General features: G+C 54.1%; 8 protein-coding genes. 2 read left to right on the top strand and 6 right to left on the bottom strand.

What is annotated here, in order from left to right:
• Positions 1-429 (top strand): hypothetical protein (locus CLV58_RS27570; protein WP_211300919.1); only part of this gene is annotated, 429 nt, incomplete at its 5' end.
• Positions 430-618: 189 nt separating this feature from the next.
• Here the strand turns inward: CLV58_RS27570 and CLV58_RS27565 are convergent.
• From CLV58_RS27565 to CLV58_RS27545, 5 genes are all read right to left on the bottom strand, one after another.
• Entirely contained in the window at positions 619-1,689 is a 1,071-nt protein-coding gene (locus CLV58_RS27565) for a PDDEXK nuclease domain-containing protein (protein WP_106141067.1), read from the bottom strand.
• A 429-nt stretch (positions 1,690-2,118) separates the two neighbouring features.
• Positions 2,119-2,922 carry a tyrosine-protein phosphatase gene (locus CLV58_RS27560; RefSeq protein ID WP_170108820.1) on the bottom strand — a complete coding sequence of 268 codons (804 nt, stop codon included), beginning with the start codon at positions 2,920-2,922 and terminating at the stop codon, positions 2,119-2,121.
• Between the two features lie 71 nt (positions 2,923-2,993).
• Positions 2,994-4,604 carry a SusD/RagB family nutrient-binding outer membrane lipoprotein gene (locus CLV58_RS27555; protein ID WP_106141065.1) on the bottom strand — a complete coding sequence of 537 codons (1,611 nt, stop codon included), beginning with the start codon at positions 4,602-4,604 and terminating at the stop codon, positions 2,994-2,996.
• Positions 4,605-4,654: 50 nt separating this feature from the next.
• Positions 4,655-8,014: a SusC/RagA family TonB-linked outer membrane protein gene (locus CLV58_RS27550; protein ID WP_106141064.1), complete on the bottom strand. Its 3,360-nt coding sequence runs from the start codon at positions 8,012-8,014 to the stop codon at positions 4,655-4,657.
• 477 nt (positions 8,015-8,491) lie between these two features.
• Positions 8,492-8,680 carry a hypothetical protein gene (locus tag CLV58_RS27545; RefSeq protein ID WP_106141063.1) on the bottom strand — a complete coding sequence of 63 codons (189 nt, stop codon included), beginning with the start codon at positions 8,678-8,680 and terminating at the stop codon, positions 8,492-8,494.
• On the opposite strand from CLV58_RS27545, the gene CLV58_RS29335 reads away from it, so the two are divergent.
• Positions 8,679-9,086, top strand: a complete 408-nt coding sequence (locus CLV58_RS29335) for a DDE-type integrase/transposase/recombinase (RefSeq protein ID WP_106141062.1) — start codon at positions 8,679-8,681, stop codon at positions 9,084-9,086. The genes CLV58_RS27545 and CLV58_RS29335 overlap by 2 nt on opposite strands.
• A 10-nt stretch (positions 9,087-9,096) precedes the next feature.
• Here the strand turns inward: CLV58_RS29335 and CLV58_RS29330 are convergent, their stop codons facing one another.
• On the bottom strand, positions 9,097-9,738 hold the full coding sequence (locus CLV58_RS29330; RefSeq protein ID WP_170108819.1) for an IS3 family transposase: 642 nt from the start codon (positions 9,736-9,738) through the stop codon (positions 9,097-9,099).
• Positions 9,739-10,019 lie beyond the last annotated feature (281 nt).

Genomic DNA, 10,019 nt, shown 5'->3' with positions numbered 1-10,019 from the left:
GCGGCTTACCAGACGATCCTCATGCGGCAGCAACAAAGCGCCTCCGTTTGGCCGAAGCTGGTGATTAGCAATGCCTATTTTGAAGACATGGGTAATGATACCTTTTACCGATTAGACATACGCAATGTCGGCATTGGTCCGGCCCTGATTACCAGGGTAGTCATCGAGGCTGATGGCGTCAAATTTAACACGATGAATGACTATGGGAAGTGGGTACTCAAGCAGCATCAAGCCGTTGATAGCCTTCAATATGATGCCCGGGACTTATTACCAGAGGAGGTCATTCCTCAGAATGAAACCATCCGTTTGTTTGATACGTATAAAAGTCGCTTTGCCAGTTACTTCACCCCCAAACAGACAAACTTTAAGATAACAGTGGGGTATGAGTCGGTTTACGGGGAAAAATGGCAGGCTAGTTTCCCCCGCTAATCCGGTTGGCAGGACGCCAAGACAGGCGAGCAGAAACTTTGCATTGCATCTTACACTAACCAACTATGTCGTATACTACTGCTTTGGCAAGCGACAGATCAGTGACAAACGACGTGTCAGCCATCTCATAAAAAGCTCGCCCGTGAGACGAAGAAATATTTATGTATATGATTGTTTCAATATACAGGCTCATCTGACGCTATCGTCTACTTCTGCGGAGTCATCTTCTTGACGTAACCGTTCCTCAATCTCTTCTATGGACGGTAAGGTAGTTTGCAAGTCAGTTGGCAGCGACTCCGTCAACCGGTACTCACTGATGCCGATTGGCTTGTTTATGTCCCGTAGGGCGTATTCGGCCATCAGCTGGTCATGACGACGGCAGATCAGCAGGCCAATGCTGGGGTTATCAAACTCGCTTCGTAATTGATCATCCACGGCCGAGAGATAGAAGTTTAACTTTCCCACAAACTCGGGCTCAAACTCGACTACCTTCAACTCAATCACTAGATAGGAACGTAGCTTCAGGTGATAGAACAATAGGTCCAGGACGAATTCGCGCCCGGATATCTCAAGAGGATACTGACGCCCCACAAAGGCAAAGCCTTTGCCCAATTCGAGCATGAACTGAATCAGGTGATTGACCAGGCCCTCTTCCAGGTCCCGCTCCTTGTACTTCTGGGTTAAACTCAGAAAGTCGAATAGGTAGGGGTTCTTCAGCGACTGCTGGGCCAGATCGGATAGGGGTTCGGGTAGGGTTCGCTCAAAGTTGGAGATGGCTTGGCCAGTGCGTTGTTTGTAGTTCGACTCAATCTGCTGAACCATCACATCCCGTGACCAGCCATTCTCCACTGTTGCCTGCATGTAAAACAGGCGTTCATCCAGGTTCTTTACTTTGTCCAACAGGGTGGTATGATGGTACCAGGTCAATTTTGCAGGCGTCGCCTGCAAAATTGACTCTCCGCCAAACTGGTGGTCTGGATAAGCGGCCGCAAAGGCCTTCATGTACCGCAAGTTTCGGGGCGACATGCCCTTCATGGTAGGGAACTCCGCCTTCAGATCAGCCACCAATCGGTCGACTACTTTTTGTCCCCAGCCCTGTCGTTTTTCCTGCTCGAGGATGATGGTGCCAATGCGCCAGTACAGTGCCAGCAGTTCGGCATTGGCGGCAAAAGTGGCCCGTAACTGAGTGGTTCGGATTTCACGTTTGAGTTTATCCAGCAGTTGGATGTAATCAGCGGGTTGGGTATTAGATGGAAGCATCAACGTCGACACGGATTGATCGGGATCGAAGTTACCAGTAAAAGGGCTATGATGCAGTTACGATGGGTCGATTTAGGCTGTAAGCTAAACAGTGGGCCAACTCATTGACGGACTAGCTAGGCCGTCAGAGACCGTTACTGGTACTAGTCGATTACTTAAGGAGGTGCTTAAGCGGAACGTTGTTTAAAACTAAACATCCCGCTCATGCGTGTGCTTCATAAAATGGGGGATAAATGACTACTTCATTTGTCACTAGAAATGCCGGCGATATTATAACACTCAACAACCTCGCTCAGCTTCATCTTTCACCAGTGCCTGTTCAGGCGGCACATTTCCTGTCGACCCGAATAAAGCCTTTTAACGCCAGTGCCTGCACGGGCCGACCTGATAGATCGGCCCGTGCAGGCACTGGCGTACATCCTGACTATTCTAGTTAAGATACTTTCTACGAAGCAGGGCCAGCCGATCCGGTGTCAGGTCCATTTCGCGCGTCAGGAACTGATCGACGGAACCGTATTGCCGTTGAATAGCGTCGAACGTACGCTGTAGATAGGCCGGATTGGCAACGAGCATCGCCTTCATCGCGGTGGTATCGACACCGGGCTGAGTCATTCGTTTCATCGCTGCCGACTGACGCGGACGCCAGAACTGATTGGTGGCATGGTAGTCGGCCATGACTAGTGGCCGTTCAACACCCAGTGCCGACAGCAACAGGGCAGCGCCGATACCCGTCCGGTCTTTACCCGCCGTGCAGTGAAACAGCAACGCTTTGCTGCTGTCAAGCGCCAGCAGCTGATCGAACATGGGTTTGTACTTGGCTTTCAGATGATCGGTACGGCTGTAGAACGCCAGCATCAGCGAGTCACCGGGCACCGGTTTGTTCGATACGCTCCCCAGCATCGCCTGCGTCGACTCACTACCGGCGGGCATGTTGTGCCAGACGGCTCCGGCTGGTAGACGATCGGGGCTATTCCGAATCTCGTCGGGGCCGCGCAGATCGCACACGACGGTGATGTGGCGATCGGTGAGCTGTTCCAGATCGGCATCGGTCAGGTGGCCAATGTCGGCAGAGCGGTATAGATGCCCCCATTTCACGTGGTGACCGTCTTTGGTTGGGTAGCCGCCCAGATCCCGGAAGTTGCTGGTGCCTTCCAGCGTAACCACCCGGCGCGGGTCATTCAGGAGCTGATCGGTCGTCTGCGCAAACGCCGAAGCCGATACCAGAACGCTCATAAGTAAGGAAAGACGCTTCATCGATAGAAAAAAAGCCCTGATCGTTCGATCAGGGCCATTGGGTTAAACCGTTATTTCAATGACCAGATGTCTTTGTTCAGATCGTCGGTGCCGCCGTACTGACTCTGCACAGCCGATTGGTAGTTGGTCGTGTTGTACGTCTGTTCATCGACTGGGTACTGCCACCGGCGGGGGATTACTCCCGTTGCATTGATGCCTCCGCCCGTGCTGGTGAACGTTTGCGGATAACCCGTCCGACGCCAGTTGTAGAATGCCTCCCAGCCTGAATTCTGCCAGAACGCTACGTACTTCTGGTTCAGAATCTGCGCCAGCCCATCGGCATTGTTGCCCTTGTAGACCACCGCCGAATTGTTGAGGAACTGGCTGAGCGAAACCGTCACCGTGCCCAGCGCTTTACCCGTCAGGTCACCGATCGTCAGCGTCTGCCCATCGGTTAGGCCATAGAACGATAGCGATGCGTTGATGCCTTTGTTATAGTAGGTAGCGGCATCGCCCGTCGCCCAGCCCCGATTGATGGCTTCGGCAATGTTGAAACATAGCTCCGGGTAGCCGATGATGATGTACGACTCCGGCCCGACTACCGAACTGTAATACCGCTGGTAGTTGACAAACGAGTACCGACCCGCCGTCGAATTCGTGAACAGATCGCCCACAGCCTGCCCGATGTTCGAGCCAACGTAGGCCGAGAAGTCGGTCACTTTCTTGCCGGCCGTCAGTTGGGCCGGTGCGGGTGTGGCGGCAATGAACGTGCGCGGGTCCTGTGTAGCCGTCGTCAGTTGCAGGTAGGTAGCACCAACGTTCTGATAGTTGTTATTGCCGTCGGCGGGTGTGTGCGGATAAGTGTTGTAAGCCGAGTTGAACGTAAACTGGAGATTGTCCGAATTGCTGGTCATGATGGGGTACTTCGTCGGATTCCCCAGGATGGTCGCAAACTGACCCGGTATGTTCAGGTCGCTGTTGTCAGTAGCCCGCTTGCTCAAGCTAATCAGGACACGAAGCCGGTAGGTGTTGATTAGCTTCCGCCACTGACTGATGTTGTTGCCGTAGTAAATATCGCCGTCGATAACGGCCGCCGAACTGTTGGTACCGGCCAGCAACCCAAGCATTGTGTTGGCGGTGTCGAGCATAGCCAGGCTACGGGCGTAGATCGCTTTCTGCGAATCATAAGCGGGCGTCAGGTTAGTAAGCCCCTGCCCAGCCTGCATAGCCGGGGTGTCACCTACCCGCTGCGTCTGCCAGATAAAGGCGTAGGCCCGGAAGAACTTGGCCAGCGCTGCATAGGCACTCGTAGTGGTGCCAAGCGCCTGCGCCGATTGAGCGTCCATCTGGTTGACGTTTTTCAGCACGTCGTACATCGAAGCCGAGCTACTCCAGTCGTAGGCATTCTTACCGCCGTAATACAGGTTGTTCGACACGATAAACTGATTCCAGCGCATTACCTGCTCCCAGGGACCTTCGTACACGTTACCCGCCCGCCGGTCGGTAACACCCCCACCGTTGTAGAGGTCGAACTGCACGCGGGGTAACAGCAGCGACGCTGGTACCGACTTACCTTCGCTGGCTACGTTTGGGTTGGGCAACAGGTCGTCGTAGGAGCGGCAACCGCTTAATAAGCTGACCACCAGTGGAGTCAGGAGTATAAATCGAATGATCGTGTTCATGGACTAGAGAAACGAGCCCGGTTGTCAGCGCACCAGCAACCGGGCTGGTATTAGAATGTCAGGTTGATGTTGATGCCAAGCCGGCGGGTCGTTGCCGACTGAAGGCTGGGGTTACGCAGAGTCGACTGGGTGGCCGAATTGAAGCCGATTCCGTACTGATCGAGGTCGAAATCTTTCCGCTGAGCGAAGTACAGCAGGTTACGACCCACCAGCGACACGTTGACCGACCGAATCCGGCGACCAGCCAGCAGACGCGCGGGCAGCGTGTAGCCCAGAATAACTTCGCGCAGTTTGCCGTACGTTTTGCTAACCATGTACTTCTCGTCGATACTGGCCCCGTTGTAGCTGTTGTAGATACCCTGCTCGTAGGTCTGCACGGTAACAGCCTTCTGATTCGGTGCGAACTGCAACTCCGACAGGTTACTGATATTACCCGCGTTGTCGAACTGCACCGTACCGTTGGTGATGACAACTCCCGGACCTACGTAGGCCGGTGTTGCGGCTACGGTACCCCCGTTGGTGCTTTGCCATTCTTTCAGACGAGCCGCGCCCAGATCACCCGTAACGGTTTCCATCTGATTACCCGAGTTAGTCGCGTAGGCATAGACCTGGTCGTAGATTACCCCACCGACCCGGCCGTCGAACTGGAAGCTGAAGTTGACATTTTTGTAGGCAAACCGGTTGTTGATCGACCATACGTAGTCGGGGTTGGTGTAGCCCAGCAGCTTCTTGTAGTTCGTACCGGCGGGCGTCGTCAGTGGTACACCCGTCGACGACTGGATAATCTGGCCATCGGGGCTACGCAGGTATTTGTAGCCGTAGTAACCGTCGAGCCGGTCGCCAATAGTAAATACGTGATCCGGTCCGCTCAGGTTGATGCTTGTCTGTCCATCATAGATCGACTTCAGTCTTTCCTTGAATGTCGACCAGTTGGCCAGTACATCCCAGCTCAGACCTGTCGGGTTTTTCAGTACTGATCCCGACAGGGCCACTTCCCAACCGTTTTTCTGGGTCGTTACGGCGTTTACCGTTTCGTTGTAGAAACCCGACGATGACGCTACCGGCAGCTGGAAAATCTGCGGACCGTTGATTGAGGTGAAGTGCGTTACGTCCAGCCCCAGCCGATTGCCCAGGAACTTAGCATCCAGGCCGAATTCGTACGATTTAACCGTAAAGCTTTTCAGCGACGCGTTGGCCAGATTACCTGTGTAGCTGGCCGACGGCTGGTTGTTGTACAGCTTACTGATCGTGTAACTATTCTGGTTGACGTAGTTGGGACCGTCGTACGAGGTCGTGATTTCCGATCCATACCCAATCAGACTCGACACCGAATTTCCTGTGACCGCCTGATAGGCCGACCCAATCATTGCCTGCGTGTTGGCGCCCCGTACGTTGGCATACGAACCCCGCAGTTTCAGGAATGAGATCGCCCGGGGTAGGTTCAGGTAATCGGACACCACCGTACTGACCGAAGCCGACGGGTAGAAGATATTACGCGTGGCGGCTGGCAGGGTCGACAGCTTATCGACACGGCCCGTCGTGCTCAGCGTCAGGTAGTTTCTGAACGTCAGGTCGGCGGTGTAGTAGCCGCTGAGCACCTGCATGTCCGAGCGGAAGTTATACGCCTGAACCGGATTTTTCGAGTTGCTGAAGTCGTACACGCCCGGCACGATCAGGAAGTCGGTGGTGGCCCAGCTTGAGTTGTAGCTGAACAGCCGCAGGTTCCCACCGGCGATGGCGTTCAGGTGAAAATCGCGGTTCAGATTCTTGTCGAAGCTAACGAGCAGGTCGGTGTTGTTTTCGAACAGGTTCCGGCGGTCTTCGCGGTAATCACCCTGGCGCAAATCTGGCGTTTTGTAGGTAATGGCTGAAAACGGCACCTTCTCCGTGCGAAACTGATTCCAAGTCGTCACCTGCGTACGAGCGGCTAGATTGATGTGGTCGTTCAGTTTGTAGGTGAGTCGGGCGTAGCCGTACAGGTCGGTCTTGCGGTGTTCGTTCAGCCACTCATACGAGACAAAATAGGGGTTGTTGCCACGGCCGTATTCAGCGTAGTACTGCTTCACACCCGGCACACCCTGCGGTCCTTTGTAATAGTCGCGCATATCCTTCACCGACCAGCTACTCGAGCCGTACACCTGAAAAATGTAGGTTTCGCCTTCCGGGCCGGAACTGGCCTGGGGGATGTTGGGCGAGTTTTGCAGGCTCAGGTTCATATTCCCTTCAAAGCGCAGCCGGTCCGTAAAATTGATGCCCGAGTTGAGGTTGAAGTTGGTGACGTTCAGACGGGTGTTGGGCACCATGCCTTTCTGGTAGTTGTTCGAGATCGACAGGCGCAGATCGTGCTTCTCCCCACTCGACGCAATCGACACGTTGTTGGTCGACAGTACGCCCATTTGCATGAAGTCGCGGAAGTTGTTGGCGCCCCGCGATACCCACGGCGTTCCCTGCCGGATACCCGTTGTCGGGTCGACGGGGCTGTCATACTGCGGCACGGCCTGCCCTTCGAAGCGGGGACCCCAGATGTTGGTCCGCCGGAACTTGCCGTCCGAATCATACAGGTTGTTGCCGTAGGCGTACTGATAGTTTACGCCGAAACCGTATTCGCTCTGCCGGTCAGGGACGGCCACAAAACCCGGCTCGACCATCGTGCTCGAATTCACGTCGACTTCCACCCGGTTTTTGTCGCCGGTGCCGCGCTTCGTCGTGATCAGGATAGCCCCGTTCTGTCCACGGAAGCCGTAGAGCGCAGCCGCGTTGGGTCCTTTCAGCACGGTGTAGGTGGCAATGTCGTCGGCTGATACGTTCCAAGTGTCCGAGTTGATCGGAACCCCGTCGACAACCAGCAGCAGATTGGTGCTACCACGCAGAATCAGCTGCGGCTTACCCAGCAGTTCGGCACTCGGCGCTACGGTCAGCCCGGCGATTTTACCGACGAGCGAGTTGATCGGGTTCGGTTCGCGGGCTTTCACCAGCTGCGATCCCGCAATTTCCTGCGCCGTGTAACCGATGGTCCGGGCTTCTTTCTTGATACCCAGCGCTGTTACGATGACCTCGTTAAGCTGCGCCGTATTCTCGGTCATCGTCACGTCGATAACGCTCTGATTACCCACCGGGTGACTTTCGGTATTGAAGCCGATAAACGAATACGTCAGCGTGGCGCTGGGATCGGCCACGTTGATCGAATACTTCCCGTCGGCGTCGGCGGTCGTACCCGCACTCGTGTTTTTAATTAGGATACTAACGCCGGGCAGCGCGTTTCCTTTGCCATCGGTCACGCGCCCGCTCACGAGCCGACTCTGCGCCAGCGCAGCGCAGTTGGTAAGTATACTAAGGATGATGAATATCCCAAGCAGGCGTCGCCAGTTGGTCCAGTGCTGACAGTACAGTACGGTAGACAATTGTCCCATAAATTTTAGGTTAGCTTCGTTATTAGCGGACTACCAAGACGTTTTAATTTATTTTTAACATCCTGTTAATCAGCCACTAATCGATCGCAAAATTACGGGAGCGGTGTAGCCTCACTGGGCCATCTCGGTTATGCTTTGGTTATGAATGTAGTTGGGAGTTTCGTCGTTTTTTAACCAAATCATAACCGTATGGACACATAGAACGGACGGCTCTGGCCTGACTGTTCACCAAGTAGCAGTCAGGCCAGAGCCGTATTTATTCGTACGATAACTTGTTGAGCAGCCTGCTTGCCAGCCTGTTGTCGGTACACGGCAGGCTCTCCGGGAGCGCGCTATTTTCGGAACGTCGTTAGAGGTAGCTAACACATTTGAGGTGTATCCGCCATCGAAGGCAGTTAACCGGTTGTACATTAGGAGCTTGCCGAGAAAGTTTATGCCTTTAACGTTCGTTTTGAAAACTAGGGCCGTTGTAAAAAGTTAGTGGACCATATAGCGGTAAAAGGCGTCGGCTTGATCAGCCGATAGGGTGAACAACGGAAGACCATCAGCGCTGAAGCCCGTCTGCAGGCCGGGGGCTAGTGATAGGTCGGTAAAGTCAATCGAGTGCCCTTGCTGAATATAGCGCTGATAGGCCAATGTGGGATCGAATCCCGTTTGCTCCTTCATGAGAGAGAACAGGTCCGTTCAACTGCGGGAGCAAGGGGTGCAGGTTTCGCGGAATCGGGTTGCCCGGCTGATGAATCAGGCGGCCGTTCGCAGCATTATGTATAAGAAGTATCGGGTTCAGACCACCGATTCTACGCATAATTATCCGATAGCCAAGAACCTGTTGAATAGAGAGTTCACTGTAGAAAAGCCAGGGCAAAAGTGGGTCTCTGATATCACCTACATCCCTACCGAAGAAGGTTGGCTTTACTTGACGACAGTGCTGGACTTAGCAGACCGAAAAGTGATTGGCTGGGCTTTGAGCGAGTCACTCAAAGCCATTAACACAAGTGTGGCAGCATGGCGTATGGCTCTTAAGAACAGGGCTATACAGGGGTGTGCTATTCCCTGTTCAGTAGGCCAGTAACGGTTAGAGCCTAAGCCGCTTGTTTGTACTCCACCGGTGTTAAAAAGCCCAGGGCCTGATGGGGACGTCTAGTGTTATAATCGTCCAGCCATCCGTCAACTATCTCTCGAACCTGCGCCAAGTTGGCGAACGAATATGCATTCAATACTTCTCGTCGGAAGCTACCGTTGAAACGCTCAATATAAGCGTTTTGCGTAGGCTTACCGGGTTGAATCCAATGTAGGTCGATACCGTTATTTTCGCACCACTCGCTCAGAACTGCACTGATAAACTCGGGGCCGTTATCACAGCGTAGTTTGGCTGGCTTCCCGTACGCATCCACTAACCGTTGTAGCAAACGGATCACTCGACCAGCGGGTAATGAGTAGTCTACTTCTATACCTAAGGCCTCTCGGTTATAATCGTCCAGCACGTTCAAGGTCCGAAACCGGCGTCCGTCCCGCAAGGCATCACTCATGAAGTCTAGTGACCACGTCTGATTGACTGCCGTTGGTTGAAGCAGGGGCTGACGTAGTCTGGCTGGTAGCCGTTTGCGCTTGCGTCGGGGCAGATTTAGCCCCATCTGACAGTATACTCGCCATACCCGCTTGTGGTTGAAGGCATGTGTCAACCGCCGTAAGCGGTAGTAAATCTTCCGCGCGGCGGCCGCCAAAAGCCCCAGCCTGGATGCTGACGGGTCAAGTCTTCAATGGCCTGCTCAACTGGCTGGTCAGAGGGTCGCTTGGACTTGTGGTCGTAACTGCGCCGAGCCAGGCCCGCTACCCGGCAGGCCCGGCGCTGACTAAAGGCTTTAGCTTTGACCATCCACTGTGCCAACTGACGCCGGTCGGCAGGCCTCACCGCTGGTACTGTCGTGAAAAGCAACTTTTGAGATAGGACTTTTTTCATATCTTTGGACTACAAGTAGGACAACTCGGCTTCGGCCACTTGATC

The organism is Spirosoma oryzae, from assembly GCF_003002825.1.
In the GTDB taxonomy this organism is placed as follows: Bacteria; Bacteroidota; Bacteroidia; order Cytophagales; family Spirosomataceae; genus Spirosoma; species Spirosoma oryzae.
The sequence above is the reverse complement of the archived record's forward strand: the minus strand, read 5'-3'. Positions and strand labels throughout refer to the sequence as shown.